This window comes from Paenibacillus sp. sgz302164 (assembly GCF_056120505.1).
On the sequence record NZ_JBVYOL010000020.1, the window covers coordinates 104,015 to 121,092 of the forward strand.

A 17,078-nucleotide genomic window follows, 5' to 3' on the forward strand; every position below is an offset into this window, starting at 1 on the left:
AAGTCGGACAATTAGTCGCAAGCACAGCCCACTTTGGTCGTATCGACGATTTCCGTCGGATAATTGTTGTTGAAGCACGCCATGCAATAGCCGCTTTCTTTACCCGCCGAGCCTTGGCCGATCGAATCGAGCAGCCCCTCTTGCGTGAGGAAATGCAGCGAATCCGCATTGATCGCTTTGCGAATCTCCTCAATGGAATTCATGGCCGCGATCAGCTCCTTGCGCGATGGCGTATCAATGCCGTAATAGCAAGGGTTCATAAAAGGCGGCGAACTGATCCGTACATGCACTTCCGTCGCGCCCGCCTCGCGCAGCAGGTTGACGATCCGCAAGGAAGTCGTGCCGCGCACGATCGAGTCGTCGATCATGACGACGCGCTTGCCTTCCACGACTTTGCGGACGGCGCTCAGCTTCATTTTGACGCCCTGCTCGCGCAGCTCCTGGCTCGGCTGGATGAACGTCCGGCCGGTGTAGCGGTTTTTGATCAGTCCGAGCTCGTAAGGAATGCCCGTCTGCTCGGCAAAACCGATCGCCGCGGAAATGCTCGAATCCGGCACGCCGGTCACGACATCGGCGTCGACGAACGATTCCATCGCCAGTCTTTTGCCCATCCGCTTGCGCGCGGAGTGGATGTTGACCGTATCGATGTCGCTGTCCGGCCGCGCGAAGTAAATGTACTCCATCGCGCAGATCGCGCGCTTGCCGCCTTCCGCGAAGCGCTCCTCGTGGAAGCCGTCGCGGTCGAGCACGATCAGCTCGCCGGGCTGCACGTCGCGGAAATACGTCGCGCCGACGGCGTCGAACGCGCACGTCTCCGACGCGAACAAGTACGCGTCGCCGAGCCGGCCGATCATGAACGGACGCAGGCCGTGCGGATCGAGCGCGGCAATCAGCTTGTCCTTGGTCACGATCAGGAACGCGAAGCCGCCGATGACTTGCGCCAAGGCGTCTTTGACCGCGTCCACGATGTTATCGTGCTTCGAGCGGGCAATTAGATGCGCCATGACTTCCGTATCGCTCGTCGTTTGAAAAATCGAGCCTTGACGCTCCAGCTCCCGCTTGATGATGTTGGCGTTGTCCAAATTGCCGTTCGTGGCAATTGCCAAATCACCCTCGCGGTACTTGAACACGAGCGGCTGCGCATTCGCCAGCTTGCTCTCGCCTGCGGTCGAGTAGCGCACATGCGCAATCGCCGTCGAGCCGGTCAGAGGGGAAAGCGTCTCGCCCGTAAATACTTCTTTTGCCAGTCCCATGCCCCGGTAATAGTTAAACTGCTCCTTGTCGACCGTGCAGATTCCCGCGCTTTCCTGCCCGCGGTGCTGCAGGGCGTGAAGCCCGTAATAGCACAGCGAAGCGGCGTCAGGGTGACCGTACACCCCGAACACACCGCACTCTTCATTCAGTTTGTCCAACAGTCCGCCATGGCCGCCTGTACCTTCGTTGAAATACGCACCTGTCCAAAGCTCGTGCTGCCGCTCGCCCAATTGGACGATAGGGGCAGCAGGAAGCTTCAGGGCCCCGGTTTGAGTCTCCGCCACAGAAAGCTCGGGGTTTCGGGCTTCGAAACTCACTGCATTAGACATGGGATCGCATCCTTCCAGACCTTTTCCAGCTCGCTAACCGGAGACTGGATTTGCTGGCCGTCGTTGACGGCTATGCTCAGTTCTGTTCCCGTTACTGTTCCGATTTCCTGATAAGGCACGCCTTGCGAAGCGATCCAGTGTTTCAAGGCATCGGCCTTGTCCGGGGATGCCGTCAGCACAATGCGCGACTGGCTTTCGCTGAACAGCGCGAAGTCCGGACGAAGCTCGGTCTTGAACGTCACGTTCGCGCCGATGCGGCCGCTGATGCAGCTCTCGGCGAGCGCTGCGGCAAGACCGCCTTCGGACAAGTCGTGCGCAGAAGCGACGAAACCTTCCTGGATTGCTTTCAATACGGTTTCCTGCAGGCGTTTTTCCACAGCCAGATCAAGCTCCGGAGGGCGGCCTTCGGTTACGCCGTGAATGACATATTGGAATTCGCTGCCGCCGAGTTCCGCTTTCGTCTCGCCGAGCAGGATGATGATGTCGCCTTTTTGCTTGAAGCTTTGCGTCGTAATGTGGTCGATGTCATGCACAAGACCGACCATTCCGATAACCGGAGTCGGGTAAATCGCACCCTTCGCGTTCTCGTTGTACAGCGACACGTTGCCGCCGATGACCGGAGCGTTCAGCTCGCGGCACGCTTCCGCCATGCCGTCGGTCGCTTTCTCCAGCTGCCAGAAAATCTCGGGCTTATCCGGACTGCCGAAGTTCAGGTTGTCCGTAATCGCCAGCGGCTCCGCGCCGGAGCAGACGACGTTGCGCGCCGCTTCGCTCACGGCGATCCGTCCGCCTACTTCCGGATCGAGGTACACGTAGCGCCCGTTGCAGTCGGTCGTCATCGCCAGCCCCTTGCGGGTGCCGCGAATCGTCACGACCGCTGCGTCCGAACCCGGGCGCACCGCCGTATCCGTACGAACCATGTAGTCATACTGGTTGTACACCCATTCCTTGCTCGCGACCGTCGGAGACGCGAGCACAGCTTTCAGCGCATCCGTGAGCTCCGTTACCTCCGGGTAACGGGTCGTGTCGATGGATGCGTTCGCCTCGTAGTAAGCCGGCACCTTGCTCGGCTTACTGTACACCGGGCACTCGTCGACGAGCGCCCCTACAGGCATATCCCCCACGACCTCGCCGTGGTGGATCAGACGCAGGCGACCGTCATCGGTCACCTTGCCGACTTTCGCGCAGTGCAAGCCCCAGCGCTCGAAAATGCCTTTCGCCTGAGCCTCATGCTGCGGCTCAACGACGAACAGCATGCGCTCCTGCGACTCGGACAGCATCATTTCGTAGGCCGTCATGCCCTCTTCGCGCTGCGGCACTTCGTCCAGATAAAGCTCCATGCCGTTGCCCGCTTTGCTGGCCATCTCGGCGCTGGAGCATGTCAGCCCCGCCGCGCCCATGTCCTGAATGCCGAGCACGATGCCGGAATCGATCAGCTCCAGGCATGCTTCCAGCACGAGCTTTTCCATGAACGGATCGCCCACCTGTACCGCCGGGCGCTTCGCTTCCGACTCCGCCGTCAGCTCCTCGGACGCGAACGTCGCGCCGTGAATGCCGTCGCGGCCCGTCGCCGGACCGACGTAAAATACCGGGTTGCCGACGCCTTTGGCGACGCCGCGCTGAATTTTATCGTGGTCGATCAGACCGACGCACATCGCATTGACGAGCGGGTTCCCCTCATAGCTCTCGTCGAACATAACCTCGCCGCCGACCGTCGGAATGCCGATGCAGTTGCCGTATCCGGCGATCCCCGAGACGACGTGCTCGAACAAATATTTCACGCGGTCGTTCTGCAATTTGCCGAACCGCAATGAATTCATCAGCGCTACCGGACGTGCGCCCATCGAGAAAATGTCGCGGATAATCCCGCCCACACCCGTCGCCGCGCCTTGATAAGGCTCGATCGCCGATGGGTGGTTGTGGCTTTCGATTTTAAATACGACCGCCTGGTTGTCGCCGATATCTACAATGCCTGCGCCTTCCCCGGGTCCCATCAGGACGCGCGGTCCCGTTACCGGGAATTTGCGAAGCACGGGCTTGGAGTTTTTGTAAGAACAGTGCTCCGACCACATGACGCTGAATACGCCGATCTCGACATAGTTCGGATTGCGTCCGAGAAAGCCGCAGATCAGTGCGTATTCCTCGTCGGTTACGCCCATTTGCTTGTATATTTTCTGCTCCGCGATTTGCTCGGCCGTTGGTTCCTTAGCGGATAGCTGCTGCGCCATGTTTCTCCCTCCAGGTGCTTAGAATCGATGTGAACATTCTCTTGCCGTCCGCCGATCCGAGCAGCTCATGAATGGCTCGCTCCGGATGGGGCATCATACCTACTACGTTGCCGGCTTTGTTGCAAATACCGGCGATATCGTCAATCGATCCGTTCGGGTTGTTGCCCGCTTCGTAACGGAATACGATCTGCTTGTTCTCCTGCAGCTCTTTCAGCGTCGCCTCGTCACAGTAGTAATTGCCTTCGCCGTGCGCGATCGGAATATCGATCAGTTCGCCTTCGGCATAATCCCGCGTGAACGGAGTCGCATTGTTTTCCACCTTCAGCAGTGCCTGATGGCAGCGGAACTTCATGCCGTTGTTGCGCAGCAGCGCTCCCGGCAGCAAGCCTGATTCAGTCAAAATCTGGAACCCGTTGCAAATGCCCAGAATGTATTTGCCTTCTTCCGCAGCTTTCACCACGGCTTTCATCACGTTCGTAAATTGCGCGATCGCGCCGCAGCGCAGGTAGTCCCCGTAGGAGAAACCGCCCGGCACGAGGATGCAGTCATACCCCGAAAGATCGTCCGCCGTATGCCATACATAATCGACCGGCTGCCCGATCGTATCTTCAACTGCCTTGTAGCAGTCGATGTCACAGTTCGATCCCGGAAACACAAGAACCGCAAATTTCATGACGTTCTCCTCCTTCATCGTTTTACGCCAGCTCGTAGCGGTAGTCCTCGATAACCGTGTTCGCAAGCAGCTTCTCGCACATCGCTTTCACACGCGCTTCAGCCTCGGCCTTGTCCGTCGTGTTCAGCTCCAGCTCCAAATATTTACCGATGCGGACTTTGCCCACCTCTTCAAAACCCATCGAATGCAGCGCTCCCTGAACCGCCGTTCCTTGAACATCCAATACGTTCTGTTTGATCGTTACATATACGGTTGCTTTCATTTCCTATTCTCTCCTCCTCGAATTGACTGCCCTCTGTTAGCCCTGACCGGCCACCCTCAGCATGATAATAATCGGGTCTGCTGCGTATGCGTTAATCCGCCAAACGGCGAAGAATTTCTTTGTACCTGCGGGACGTCTCTTCCACAACTTCGGCCGGAAGCTCGTCCGGCTCGCTGTTTTTGTCCCAGCCCGAGCCCGCCAAATACGTGCGCACCGGCTCTTTGTCCATCGAATCGATCTCGATATCGAGGGCATAATTGTCCTCCGCCCAGTAGCGCGACGAATCCGGCGTGAAAATTTCATCAATAATAATCAGTTCACCCGCATAAAAACCGAATTCGAACTTCGTATCCGCCAAAATAATGCCCTTGCGCTCGCATATCGCATGCGCCAGCGTGTACAGCATAATGCTTTTCTCCTGAAGCTCGTAGGTCAGATCCTCGCCGATCAACTCACACATTTGCTGTACCGAAATATCCTCGTCGTGACCGACGTCGTTTTTCGCCGCAGGCGTGAAAATCGGATGCTCAAGACGCTGATTTTTGCGCAAGCCCTCGGGCAGCTTCCGGCCGTTGATTTCGCCCGTTTTCTCGTACTGTCTCCAGCCGTTGCCTGTAATGTATCCGCGAACGACGCATTCTACGGAAATGCGCTCCGCTTTTTTCGCCACGATGATCCGTTCCTTAAGCAGCTCTCTTGCCGCGGCATCGGGAATCACATCGCGCAATTGCTCCACGTCCGTGTGCACGATATGGTTGTTCATGTACCCGCTTGTAATGCCGAACCAATATTTGCTGAGCGAGTTCAGCACGTAGCCTTTGTCCGGCACGCCCGGCTTCAAAATGTAATCGAACGCCGAGATCCGGTCCGTCACCACGATGAGGAAATGTTCGCCCAAATCGTACAGCTCGCGAACTTTGCCTTTGTGCACCAAAGGCGCTAGGACGAGACCGGCGGCCGAATCCAAAATTGTGCTTGCCAAGAACAACACGTCCCTTCTTCTTATTTCAAACCGAGCCGGTCAAAAATCGTATCGACATGCTTCAAATGCCAGCTAGGATCAAAGCAATCGGCGATTTCTTCGGCGCTCAGCGCTTCCGTAATAACCTGTGCGTTCTCCACGATTTCGCGGAACGAGCGCTGCTCTTCCCAAGCCTGCATCGCCCGCGGCTGCACCGTATCGTAAGCCTGCTCGCGGCTAAAGCCTTTGTCGATCAGCTTCGTCATCACGCGGCCGGAGAACGGCACATCGTACGTGCTGCGCATGTTGCGCTTCATATTTTCAGGGAACACGGTCAAATTTTTGATGATGTTGCCCAGACGGTTCAGCATGTAGTTGAGCAAAGTCGTCGCATCCGGCAGAATGATCCGCTCTACGGAAGAGTGCGAAATGTCGCGCTCATGCCACAGCGTCACGTTCTCGTAAGCGGAAACCATATGTCCGCGGATCACGCGGGACAGCCCGGAAATGCTCTCGCAGCCGATCGGATTGCGCTTGTGCGGCATCGCCGAGGAGCCCTTTTGACCTTTGGCAAAAGGCTCTTCCACCTCGCGGAACTCGCTCTTTTGCAAAGCGCGGATTTCCGTGGCGAATTTATCGAGCGACGTCGCGACAAGAGCCAGCGTCGCCATATATTCGGCGTGGCGGTCGCGCTGCAGCGTTTGCGTCGAGATCGGAGCGGCTTTCGTGCCCAGCTTGCCGCACACGTACTGCTCGACGAACGGATCGATATTGGCGTAAGTGCCGACCGCGCCGGAGATTTTACCGTACTGGACGCCGTCCGCAGCAAAGCGGAAACGCTCCAGGTTGCGCTTCATTTCCTCATGCCAGAGCGCCATTTTCAAGCCGAAAGTCGTCGGCTCCGCATGCACGCCATGCGTTCTGCCCATCATCGCCGTATGCTTGTACTGGATCGCTTTTTCCCGCAAAATCCCGATGAAATTCTGGATATCCTTGTCCAAAATCTCGTTAGCCTGCCGCAGCAAGTAACCCAGCGCCGTATCCACAACGTCGGTGGAAGTCAGGCCGTAGTGCACCCATTTGCGCTCAGGTCCAAGCGTTTCGGACACCGCTCTCGTGAAGGCGATCACGTCGTGGCGGGTTTCCTGCTCGATTTCGTAGATGCGGTCGATGTTGAAGCTCGCGTTTTCGCGCAGCACCTTGACATCTTCCTTCGGAATCACTCCCAGCTCCGACCATGCTTCGCAGGAGAGAATTTCCACTTCCAGCCATGCTTTGAATTTGTTTTCCTCTGTCCAAATGCGCGCCATTTCCGGGCGACTGTAACGATCGATCATTGCCGTTCCTCCGTTTGTCTCATTTACTTACTTTCCCCAAATGCCAATGCGTTCTATCCAAGACAGCGCGTTTTGGATGTCGTTCGCCAGCACATTGATGTGTCCCATCTTGCGTTTCTCTTTCGCCTCATGCTTGCCGTACAGATGAACTTTGGCGCTGACGCCAAGCTCGCCGTCCTCCAGAAACCCGGGCTCGTCAATCCGCCTTAGCAGCGGCTCCACATGCTCGCCGAGCACGTTGACCATGATGACAGGCGTCATCAGCTCCGTCGAACCGAGCGGCAGATTGCAAATCGCGCGGACATGCTGCTCGAACTGCGACGTGCGGCACGCCTCCATTGTATAATGCCCGGAATTGTGCGGGCGCGGCGCAAGCTCGTTCACATAGAGCTGACCGTCCTTGGTCAGGAACAGCTCTACCGCGAGCAGCCCGACGACGCCGAGCGAATCGGCGATGCGCATCGCCAGCTTTTCCGCTTCGCGCTGCACTTCTGCGGCGATTCTCGCCGGCACGATGGACAAATGAAGAATATTGTCCACATGTATATTTTCCGCCGCAGGAAAAGCTTTCACTTCCCCGAGGGGGCTTCTCGCTGCAATAACGGACAATTCCTTGTCAAAATGAATGAATTGTTCGAGCACAAGCTCCGTCTTCGCCCGGCTCAGCGTTTCGTAGGCTTCCCCGACCTCATCCAGAGAGCGAATCACCCACTGGCCTTTGCCGTCGTAGCCGCCGGTCGCCGTTTTGAGCACGCACGGCGTACCGAAGCGCTCCACAGCTTCCCGAAGCTGCCCGGCGCTTGTAATCTCCGCATAGGGCGCTACCGGCACGCCGGCCGCTTCGATCGCTCTTTTTTCGCGCAGCCTGTGCTGCGTCGTATATAAAAGCTTGCTCCCCTGCGGGACGTAAGCTTCTTGCATCAAAATGTCAGTAACGTGCGCGTCGACGTTCTCGAATTCGTACGTGATGACGTCCGACCGCGCGGCCAGCCTTCTCGCCGCCTCCACATCGTCATAACCGGCCAAAATTTGCTCGTCGGCGACTTGGCCGCAAGGCGCGTCCTCCGTCGGATCGAGCGTAATAAAGCGATAGCCCATGTTCCGTCCGGCCAGAGCGAGCATGCGGCCGAGCTGGCCGCCGCCCAAAATGCCGATGGCGCCTCCCGGTTTAATGACTTTACCGTCTGCTCGTGTCATGACAGGTCACTGCTTTCGATTACGGTCTGCGCGATGCGCTCGCGGCGGGCTTTGATTTTCGCCTGCAGCTGCGGATCGAATGCGCCCAGTATTTGCGCGGCGAGCAATCCGGCATTCGTCGCGCCGGCATGACCGATCGCCACCGTAGCAACGGGGATGCCCCCCGGCATTTGCACGATGGACAGCAGCGAGTCCAGACCGTTCAGCGTGGACGTTTTCACCGGAACGCCAATAACCGGAAGCTCGGTTTTGGCTGCTACCATCCCTGGCAGATGAGCCGCCCCGCCCGCTCCGGCTATAATCACTTGAATGCCGCGGCCTGCCGCCGACGCCGCATATTCGAACATAAGATCCGGCGTCCGGTGCGCGGAAACGACCTTTTTCTCATAAGGCACTCCGAGCTCCTCCAACATGTCGCATGCGTGCTTCATCGTTTCCCAATCCGACTGGCTTCCCATAATGACACCAACACGTACAGTCATGATAAACCTACTTTCTTCAATAATAGAGGCTGTCAGCAAACTAAAAAATGCCCAGGGCTAGAATGCACGATTCTACACGCTGGACAGCAAAAGAACCGAATGCAAAAAGACCATCATCTATCTATGGTTCCCGGCATTCGCATCCTCGTAGTCCAAAAATTCACGGTTTTTGGGTAGAAACTTTCAGGCCTTATCCCCGACATTATACGAGTCGATTCGACATCTTCAATTAGTGGGGAACTTGTTTCCCGCTTACCTAGTTTACTACCAACTAACGTGTCATGTCAATTTCAAAAAACGAACATTTTCCCGCACTTGCTTTTAAAAAGTTCGCGTTTTGGCGGCGATGTATAAAAAAATGAAGGCGGAATGAAATCATTCGTCAGTTCCATTAAGAAAAAGGGGGAAAACTGGGATTATTACCAACAAAAAAAACAAAACGATCACCCGACTAGCGACCGCTCGAACTCATCAACATATTTTGGCAAATAATTCGCGCAGCCCGAAGGCGATCACTCCCCCATGTTCTACTGCATTATACCATGCCGCATATCCCCCGATACAATCTTGTATGCACACCGATCAGACAGGGGGCGATTCCTCTATCGTGTAAATAAACTTGTAGGCCAGACTCTTGGAAACGTGAGAAAAAGTGGGCCGGAGTGGAGCAGTAGCCTGTAAAGTAGCTTGTCACGTGAAAACCTGCAAATGCGCAGGTTTTTTCTGTAAAAAGGGTTCATTTTGACGAAAAGCCTGCAATTGTGCAGGAATTTTCGATGAAAATGAACCTGAGCCCATGTTCGCGGCAAAAAGCCTGCACAATTGCAGGAATTTGTCGTGGCCGGCGTATCCATCGAGCAAAAACTGCACTTTTGCAGGTTTTCTTCGGGCAACCAGGCAGATGGTGCGACCGGCTCTGGCGGGCGGGTTTCGGCCGGGCGGGTTTCCGCCGGGCTGGCTTCGGCCGCATGCCCTGCCTTGTCTTGCCGTGGTGCCTGCCCTGCCATCCCGTGCCATGGCATTCCTGTAAAGTAGCTTGCAGCGTGAAAACCTGCAAAAGCGCAGGTTTTTTCTGTAAAAAGGGGGCATTTTGGCGAAAAGCCTGCAATTGTGCAGGAATTTTCGATGAAAATGAACCTGAGCCCGTGTTCGCGGCAAAAAGCCTGCACAATTGCAGGAATTTGTCGTGGCCGGCGTATCCATCGAGCAAAAACTGTACTTTTGCAGGTTTTTTTCACGCAACCAGGCAGATGATGCGACCGGCTCTGGCAAGCGGGTTTCCTGCCGGGCGGGTTTCTGCCGCATGCCGTGCCTTGTCTTGCCGTGGTGCCGTTGGCCTAGCTCCATGCTTTGTCATGCCATGCCCTGCCATACCTTGCCATGGCACCCCTGCTCCATGCCTTGCCGTCCCCCCGCACCCTCGTGCCATGCCCCACCCCCGGGCCGGCTCCGCGCCAAAAAGGGCCCTCCCCAGTCATCTCGCATGACTTCGGAAAGCCCTTTCGGGGAATTGTACGGGTTTCCCCGACATTTACACGGGTTTCCCCGGCATTTACTCGGGTTTCCCCGACATTTACACGGGTTTCCCCCGCATTTACTCGGGTTTCTCCCGGCATTTACGCCGGTTTCCCCGGCATTTCGAACGTGTCGACGACCGGTTCCGGCGTCGCTGCCGGCTCGGCCGCTTCCTGCGGCTGCCCGTTCGGATCGAACTGGTTCTCGCTTTTCGCGATCACGATTGTCGCTACGCTGTTGCCGATGATGTTCGTAATTGCCCGCGCTTCCGACATGAACCGGTCAACCCCGATCAGCAGCGCCATGCCTTCGACCGGAATGACGTTGTTCGGAATCGCCGCGAGCGTCGCCGCCAAAGTAACGAAGCCCGAGCCTGTCACGCCTGCGGCGCCTTTGGAAGTCAGCATCAGCACTCCGAGGAAGGTCAGCACTTGGATCCAGTCCAGATGCACGCCGTACGCCTGGGCGATGAACAGCCCCGCCATGGACAAGTAGATGGATGTGCCGTCCAGATTGAATGAGTAGCCCGTAGGAACGACGAGGCCGACGACCGGCTTCGATGCGCCGAACCGCTCCAGCTTCTCCATCACCCGCGGCAGCGCGGATTCCGAGGAGGAAGTGCCCAGAACGAGCAGCAGTTCTTCCTTAATAAAGGCGAGCAGCTTGAGAATGCTGAAGCCGTAAATTTTGCAGATCGTGCCCAGTACGACAAAAATGAAAATCGCCATCGTGACGTACACGGAACCCATCATTTTGCCGAGCGAGAACAAAGAGTGTACGCCGAATTTGCCGATCGTGTAGGACATGGCCCCGAAAGCCGCGACCGGTGAAAATTTCATGATGATCGCCACAATGCGGAAGAATATTTCATTCGTTCTTTCCAAAAAGACCGTTACCGGCTTCGCTCGCTCGCCAAGACCGGCCATCGCCAAACCGAACAGGACCGAAAAGAATAAAACCGGCAGCATATCGCCTTTCGAAAAAGCCGCCATCACGTTATCGGGAACGATACCCGTTATGAAGCCCAGGAAGCCGTGGCTGCTCTCAGCCGCTTGTTTCGTATAGCTCGCCACATCCCCGGCTTTCACCGCGCTCGTATTCATGCCCGCTCCGGGATGAAAAACGTACATGACCGCGATGCCGATCGCCATCGCAAACGTCGTAATGACTTCAAAATAAAGCATCGCTTTGCCGCCGATCCGGCCGATTTTTTTCAAATCGCCCATGCCCGAGAAGCCGATGACAATCGTAAAGAATACGATCGGAGCGATCACCATTTTGATCATTTTCACGAAAATATCGGATAATATCTTCAAATTATCGGCCTGCTGCGGAAAAATTTGCCCAACCGCAATCCCCAGAACGATAGCGACCAACACCTGCACAGTCAAATTTTTGCCAAGTTTCATTGGAAGTACCTCCTTGGATCAAGATTTTGCTTGCACTTTTTCCCGGCGTCTTCTGGCAACACCATCCTCGTAGGCCGCTTGAATGACCGCTTCTCTAACTTGCTCAGCAACAGAATGGTTGAAAACGCTCGGAATGATATAGTATTCGTTCAATTCGTCTTCCTGGACAACCGAAGCGATCGCTTTGGCTGCGGCGAGCTTCATGTTTTCCGTCACCCGGGAAGCTCTGCAGTCGAGCAGTCCGCGGAACAGGCCCGGAAAGCACAGCACATTGTTGATCTGGTTCGGGTAATCCGAACGCCCGGTCGCCATCACCCGCACATAAGGCTCCGCCTCTTCGGGAAGAATTTCCGGAACCGGGTTGGCCATCGCAAAGACGATCGGATCTTTCGCCATTTTGGCGACGTCCTCTTTTTTGAGCACGCCCGGGCCGGATACGCCGATGAAAATGTCGGCTCCCGCGATAACCTCGGACAGCGATCCCCGAATTTGCTCCGGATTCGTATGTTCCGCGTACCATTTCCAGAACGGATTGTCATAGTTGCCGTCTTGTGTAATCGCTCCCGGCCGGTCAACGCCGATGATGTTCTTCACGCCCGCGGCCATCAGCATTTTGGTGCAGGCCGTCCCGGCCGCGCCGATGCCGCACAGCACGACTTTGCAATCCTCCAGCTTCTTGTTCACGATTTTGACGGCATTGAACAGTCCAGCCAAAAGCACCACTGCCGTCCCATGTTGGTCGTCGTGAAATACCGGAATATCCAGCTCCTCGATGAGCCGCTGTTCGATCTCAAAGCACCGGGGCGCCGAAATATCCTCCAGATTGATGCCGCCAAATGTTGGGGACAGCGCTTTCACGATGCTTACAATTTCATCCGTATCCTGTGTATCCAGACAAATGGGAAAAGCGTCCACTCCGGCCAGCTGCTTGAACAGCATCGCCTTGCCCTCCATGACCGGCATCGCCGCTTCCGGTCCGATATTGCCGAGACCGAGCACCGCCGTTCCATCCGAGACGACCGCGACCGTATTGCGCTTGATGGTCAACGTATGGGCCAGCGACGGCTTCTCGTGAATCGCCATGCAAACTTTGGCGACGCCGGGCGTATACACCCTGGAAAGATCGTCCCGGTTTTTGATCGGATATTTCGGGCTCGTTTCGATCTTGCCGCCCAAATGCAGCAAAAACGTCTGATCGGATATGTGCACGACCTTCACTCCGGCCAGTGTGCGAATCGCCGCGGCGATAAGCTCGGTATGCTTGTTGTCGTACACGTTGATCGTGATGTCGCGAATGGTAATATTGCTCTCCGTTCTGACTACGTCGATGGCGATAATGTCCCCGCCTGCATCGCTTATGGCTGTAGCGATGCTGCCGAACGATGCCGCGCTCTTATCAAGCTCAAGACGCAAAATGATGCTTGTATTTACTCCTGACGGAATTGACATGAAATTCACCTCAAAGCGATATTTGAACAACTCGAAATAAGTTACAGTTTTCATGATATCGCTTTCAAATCAAGGCGTGAAGAATTTGACCATATTGGTATTTATGGTCTTTTTGGTCACTGTTTTTTTAAACTTTTGAACCCTTCCGCCCGTCCTTTCTATTATAATTAAAGATACATAGCGAAAGGAGCTGCATAACTTGAAAACATTAAATATGTTGAAACAGCAACCGCATACTCGCAAAAAGAGCCCGGCATGGATGAAACTCCCTTTGGCAGCCGCCTTTATCATAGGGGCCGCCGGAGCCGGTCTGCCCTATTTCAACGGTACCGCACTGGCCGCAGACTATTCTTCGGACGTAGAGCTCAAATCTGCCACGCTGAATATTCAAATCGGGGATCAAAAAATAGTCGTTCCGGGAGCGGTCAATGAGGAGGGAGACACTTATGTCGCCCTTGCTTTTTTGGGCAAACAGCTCGGTCTTGCCGCCACCTGGGATGACGCAACGAAAAAGGTTACGGTTACAGGCACGAACAAGACCATGAAACTGAGCAATCAAAACACGGAGTACGAAATGAACGGGCATCGCTTTTACGACACGCTGCCGCCTGTTATTGTGCAGGGGACTACTTATGTGCCCTTGCGGTTTTTGCTTGAACAGATGGGCTACAAAATCGGATACGATAGCGCGAACCGCCTGATTTCGATTCAGCCGATCAAGGAAAATTCGCTCAAGCTGACCAACCTGTCGGCCGATCACACGCAAAGCGGACAAACCGTTACGATTCAATACCCGCAGATCGAAGGTTTGGCGAATAGCGCAGTCAGCGCAAAAATCAACGCCTTCATGAAGTCGGAAGCGGCGAAATACGAAGCGTCCGCACAGGAACTGCTGAAGCAGATGAAAGCGGATCTGGGCAAAGACGATCCCGATATGCATTTCGTTTTTGACGTTAATTATCGGGTGACATACAATCAGCAAAATCAACTGAGCATGTATTTTGAAGTGTATCAATACACGGGCGGCGCCCACGGCATGACCGATTGGAACGCGCATACGTTCGATTTGGCGACCGGGGATGAAATTACGCTCAAGCAAGCGGCCCAAAACGACGCCAACTACAAACAAATCATCAATGACGAAATCAAGAAGCAAATCAAAGAGCGGGGATACGAGCTTCTGGAGCCGTTCGAGACGATCCGCGACAACCAAGGCTTCTATTTGCAGGACGATTCGATCGTCGTCTATTTTTCCTTGTATGAATATACGCCATATGTGCTGGGCATGCCTGAATTCCAGATTCCGGTATCCCGTTTCAAAAGCAAATAAGCTGCTGCAAGCACGGAAGTCAGCCGACCCATACGTACCGGTTAACCGGACGCCCGATGCCGCCGTATTCCAGGTCCAGCTTGACCTGCTTGTTTTTCTCCAAATATTCCAAATACCTGCGCGCTGTTACCCTTGCCAAACCGATGCCTTCGGCGACTTCCTCGGCGGACAGCGGCTTCTGCTGCTGCATAAGAAACATCATCACCTGCTTCATCGTCAGCTCCTGCAACCCTTTGGGCAGGTCCAAACTCGCTTCAGGCAAAGGTCCGGCGGTCTCAAGCCGGGCCTGTTTGCCGCGGAGCAATTGATCCAGATCGGCCTGCGACAAGGTCGTCTCCTTGTTCAGCCCGCTTTTCATCATGCGGTAATTTTCCAAAGCTTCCCGAACCCGTTCGAACTTGAAAGGCTTCATAATATAATCGATCGCCCCTTGACGGAGCATCCGCTGAATCGTCGGAATATCGTTGGCCGCGGTAATGACGATGACATCCACGCCGAGCTGTTCATGGCGGATTTGCTGCAGCGTTTCGATCCCGTTCTGATCGGGCATGTATATATCCAAAATGACGAGATCCGGCTGCAGCGCGCGGACTTTGTCCATCCCCTCCCGGCCTCCTGACGCCGTTCCCGCGATCTCGAATCCGGCAACCCGCTCGACGAACTGCTTGTTCACCTCCAGCACCATCGGATCGTCTTCAATCAGTACGACTCTGAACATCCGTCTCGTCCCCCTTCCTCCTGTCCATCATCGGAAATGTCAATATAAAGCTCGTTCCTTGCCCGACCGCCGACTCTACTTCCATGTGTGCACCGCTTTTGTTAGCGATATTTCGGATCAAATGCAGACCGATGCCCCGGCCCTCCGCGGCTTTGGTCGAGAACCCCCGTTCGAATATACGCCGCTTCGTCTCTTCGCTCATCCCGCTCCCGTTGTCCTCGACCAAAATAGACAGCAGCTCGTCATCCTGCTCGATGCTGATAAAAATCTCCTTGCCGCCCTCTTTATGCTTCAACGCATCGAAGGCGTTCTCGATCAAATTACCCAGAACGACGACCACATCGTGCTGGTCCAAATATTCCGGAAACCGCTGCAGTCTGCTTTCCCGGTCCAAACGAACCTCGATGCCCAGCTCCTTGCCGCGGCTGATCTTGCCGATCAGCAGCCCGGCCACATGCTCGCTCGCGATTTTGCTGGACACAAAGCTGCTCAGCTCGGACTGCTCCTCCATCGTCTGAAACAAATAATCAAGCGCCTTTTGCTTGTTGTCGAGCTGAATCAGCCCACCGATCGTATGGAGCTTGTTCATATATTCATGATTTTGCACGCGCAGCGCATCGACAAACGCCTTGACACCGGTCAGTTCCTCGGCGATTTTCGTCACTTCCGTGCGGTCCTGAAAAATCGCCACGGCGCCGACCGTCTGCCCGCCGACTTTGATCGGGACGCGATTGCTCAAAATGAGTGCAGGTCCTATATGCAGCTCCTGATTATAAACGGCATGATTCAGCTGCAAAATTTCCGGCAGCCGCGTATCGGGCAGCACCTCGCGGATGGGGCGGCCGAGCACGTCCCCTTCGATGTGCAGCATGCGCTTGGCTTTGTCGTTAAACACCGTTACGTGTTCGCGGCTGTCGATGGCAATTACGCCTTCATGCATGGCGTTGAAGGTGGCCGTTCGTTCTACGAGCAGTTGGGCGATTTCCTCGGGTTCGAGCCGAAACATCTGCTCCTTGATATGCCTCGACAGCATCCACGAGCCCCACACGCCGAACAGCATGGACAGCATGACCGTCACATAAATTTGCCCCCGCATGTCGGAAATGATTCCGGCCAAACCGGGCACCAGCTGCCCGGCGAGCACGACGCCGACTTGTTCATGCTGCTCGTTCATGACCGGTACGAACGCTCTGAGCGCCGTCCCCTGCTCGCCGGTCGCCTTGGACAAATACGTATGCTCGGCAAAAGCCGAATGCTCGTCCGCCCCTTCCGACCGCTGCCCGATCCGCAACGCCGACGGGTGCGACCAGCGAATGCCGTCCATGTCCATGACGACGATATAATCAACGTCGTTAATGATCCGAATGCGCTCGGCGATCGGATTGATGTCCTGCCGGCTGCCCTGCGGCGACAGCCCGCCGATAATGGAGGGCAGCTGCGCTACCGTCCGCACAGTGACGAGCAGCCGCTGTCCGAGCTCCTGCTCCTGCACATGCACGACCCGGCCGATCAATATGATGCCGCCGATGCAGATCGCAAACAGCACGATGCCGCAGGACAAAATGGCTATTTTCCAATTCATGCGAAGCCCCTTGATCTTCAACGCCGCACCCCCTATATTTCTGTAAAAAAAACGCACGCAGCTCCCAGCGCGCGGAGTTGCGCTGCATGGCGGCGGTCGGTCGATGTCAGGCGCCGCACGTTGGTCACCGGCTATACTGTCAATCACAGCGCCGCACGCAGCTCACCGCTTAGGGCTATCCTTAAAACCTGCGATAGTGCAGGTTTTTTCGATGGAAACCGGACGGGCGCAGCTGCTCTTCCCCAATCCATGCCTCTCCAGGGTAATCAGATTGTGAAGCTCTTTCAGATCGTTCTGGACCGGAGTGGCGGTACGGATTGCGGCGCTAAAGCGGGGGACTCCTTTCCTGCCA

The 17,078-nt window shown here is 55.6% G+C and carries 14 protein-coding genes and 1 riboswitch; of the genes, 1 reads left to right on the forward strand and 13 read right to left on the reverse strand.

The annotated features are described in order from the left end of the window. Positions 1-11: 11 nt before the first annotated feature. The 11 genes from purF to AC0LWT_RS28220 all read right to left on the reverse strand — a co-directional run bounded on the left by purF (position 12) and on the right by AC0LWT_RS28220 (position 13,096). A complete protein-coding gene (purF, locus tag AC0LWT_RS28170) occupies positions 12-1,583 on the reverse strand; it encodes an amidophosphoribosyltransferase (protein ID WP_474684609.1) in 1,572 nt (523 codons plus the stop codon). Continuing rightward, the gene (gene purL, locus AC0LWT_RS28175; RefSeq protein ID WP_474684610.1) at positions 1,568-3,811 is read right to left on the reverse strand and encodes a phosphoribosylformylglycinamidine synthase subunit PurL; all 2,244 of its coding nucleotides are present in this window, start codon (positions 3,809-3,811) and stop codon (positions 1,568-1,570) included. Before purL ends, purF begins: the two co-directional genes overlap by 16 nt. Next, positions 3,789-4,484: a phosphoribosylformylglycinamidine synthase subunit PurQ gene (purQ, locus tag AC0LWT_RS28180; RefSeq protein WP_474684611.1), complete on the reverse strand. Its 696-nt coding sequence runs from the start codon at positions 4,482-4,484 to the stop codon at positions 3,789-3,791. Before purQ ends, purL begins: the two co-directional genes overlap by 23 nt. Positions 4,485-4,506: 22 nt before the next feature. Then, positions 4,507-4,746 (reverse strand): phosphoribosylformylglycinamidine synthase subunit PurS, encoded by a 240-nt coding sequence (gene purS, locus AC0LWT_RS28185; protein ID WP_188177107.1) that lies wholly within the window; start codon positions 4,744-4,746, stop codon positions 4,507-4,509. Positions 4,747-4,837: 91 nt separating this feature from the next. Then, the gene (locus AC0LWT_RS28190) at positions 4,838-5,728 is read right to left on the reverse strand and encodes a phosphoribosylaminoimidazolesuccinocarboxamide synthase (RefSeq protein WP_474684612.1); all 891 of its coding nucleotides are present in this window, start codon (positions 5,726-5,728) and stop codon (positions 4,838-4,840) included. A 20-nt stretch (positions 5,729-5,748) separates the two neighbouring features. Further along, positions 5,749-7,044, reverse strand: coding sequence for an adenylosuccinate lyase (gene purB, locus AC0LWT_RS28195; protein WP_474684613.1), 1,296 nt, complete (start codon positions 7,042-7,044; stop codon positions 5,749-5,751). A gap of 27 nt (positions 7,045-7,071) precedes the next feature. Beyond that, positions 7,072-8,241 (reverse strand): 5-(carboxyamino)imidazole ribonucleotide synthase, encoded by a 1,170-nt coding sequence (gene purK, locus AC0LWT_RS28200; RefSeq protein WP_474684614.1) that lies wholly within the window; start codon positions 8,239-8,241, stop codon positions 7,072-7,074. Beyond that, a complete protein-coding gene (gene purE / locus AC0LWT_RS28205) occupies positions 8,238-8,723 on the reverse strand; it encodes a 5-(carboxyamino)imidazole ribonucleotide mutase (RefSeq protein ID WP_474684615.1) in 486 nt (161 codons plus the stop codon). Before purE ends, purK begins: the two co-directional genes overlap by 4 nt. Positions 8,724-8,851: 128 nt before the next feature. Continuing rightward, a riboswitch (purine riboswitch) is annotated at positions 8,852-8,953 on the reverse strand. 460 nt (positions 8,954-9,413) lie between these two features. Next, entirely contained in the window at positions 9,414-10,070 is a 657-nt protein-coding gene (locus AC0LWT_RS28210) for a hypothetical protein (RefSeq protein WP_474684616.1), read from the reverse strand. A gap of 269 nt (positions 10,071-10,339) precedes the next feature. Continuing rightward, positions 10,340-11,647, reverse strand: a complete 1,308-nt coding sequence (locus tag AC0LWT_RS28215) for a dicarboxylate/amino acid:cation symporter (protein ID WP_474684617.1) — start codon at positions 11,645-11,647, stop codon at positions 10,340-10,342. Positions 11,648-11,665: 18 nt separating this feature from the next. Next, positions 11,666-13,096, reverse strand: a complete 1,431-nt coding sequence (locus tag AC0LWT_RS28220; protein WP_474684618.1) for an NAD-dependent malic enzyme — start codon at positions 13,094-13,096, stop codon at positions 11,666-11,668. 199 nt (positions 13,097-13,295) lie between these two features. On the opposite strand from AC0LWT_RS28220, the gene AC0LWT_RS28225 reads away from it, so the two are divergent. Beyond that, on the forward strand, positions 13,296-14,426 hold the full coding sequence (locus tag AC0LWT_RS28225) for a stalk domain-containing protein (protein ID WP_474684619.1): 1,131 nt from the start codon (positions 13,296-13,298) through the stop codon (positions 14,424-14,426). Positions 14,427-14,445: 19 nt separating this feature from the next. Here the strand turns inward: AC0LWT_RS28225 and AC0LWT_RS28230 are convergent, their stop codons facing one another. Further along, positions 14,446-15,144 (reverse strand): response regulator, encoded by a 699-nt coding sequence (locus AC0LWT_RS28230; RefSeq protein ID WP_474684620.1) that lies wholly within the window; start codon positions 15,142-15,144, stop codon positions 14,446-14,448. Continuing rightward, positions 15,122-16,741, reverse strand: coding sequence for an ATP-binding protein (locus AC0LWT_RS28235; protein ID WP_474684643.1), 1,620 nt, complete (start codon positions 16,739-16,741; stop codon positions 15,122-15,124). The genes AC0LWT_RS28230 and AC0LWT_RS28235 overlap by 23 nt, the downstream gene beginning before the upstream one ends. Between the last annotated feature and the right edge of the window lie 337 nt (positions 16,742-17,078).

Bases quoted from the DNA above. Each gene is read 5' to 3' on its own strand.
- purF (WP_474684609.1), bottom strand. From the start codon at position 1,583: ATGTCTAATGCAGTGAGTTTCGAAGCCCGAAACCCCGAGCTTTCTGTG.
- purL (WP_474684610.1), bottom strand. From the start codon at position 3,811: ATGGCGCAGCAGCTATCCGCTAAGGAACCAACGGCCGAGCAAATCGCG.
- purQ (WP_474684611.1), bottom strand. From the start codon at position 4,484: ATGAAATTTGCGGTTCTTGTGTTTCCGGGATCGAACTGTGACATCGAC.
- purS (WP_188177107.1), bottom strand. From the start codon at position 4,746: ATGAAAGCAACCGTATATGTAACGATCAAACAGAACGTATTGGATGTT.
- purB (WP_474684613.1), bottom strand. From the start codon at position 7,044: ATGATCGATCGTTACAGTCGCCCGGAAATGGCGCGCATTTGGACAGAG.
- purK (WP_474684614.1), bottom strand. From the start codon at position 8,241: ATGACACGAGCAGACGGTAAAGTCATTAAACCGGGAGGCGCCATCGGC.
- purE (WP_474684615.1), bottom strand. From the start codon at position 8,723: ATGACTGTACGTGTTGGTGTCATTATGGGAAGCCAGTCGGATTGGGAA.
- AC0LWT_RS28210 (WP_474684616.1), bottom strand. From the start codon at position 10,070: ATGGAGCTAGGCCAACGGCACCACGGCAAGACAAGGCACGGCATGCGG.
- AC0LWT_RS28215 (WP_474684617.1), bottom strand. From the start codon at position 11,647: ATGAAACTTGGCAAAAATTTGACTGTGCAGGTGTTGGTCGCTATCGTT.
- AC0LWT_RS28220 (WP_474684618.1), bottom strand. From the start codon at position 13,096: ATGTCAATTCCGTCAGGAGTAAATACAAGCATCATTTTGCGTCTTGAG.
- AC0LWT_RS28230 (WP_474684620.1), bottom strand. From the start codon at position 15,144: ATGTTCAGAGTCGTACTGATTGAAGACGATCCGATGGTGCTGGAGGTG.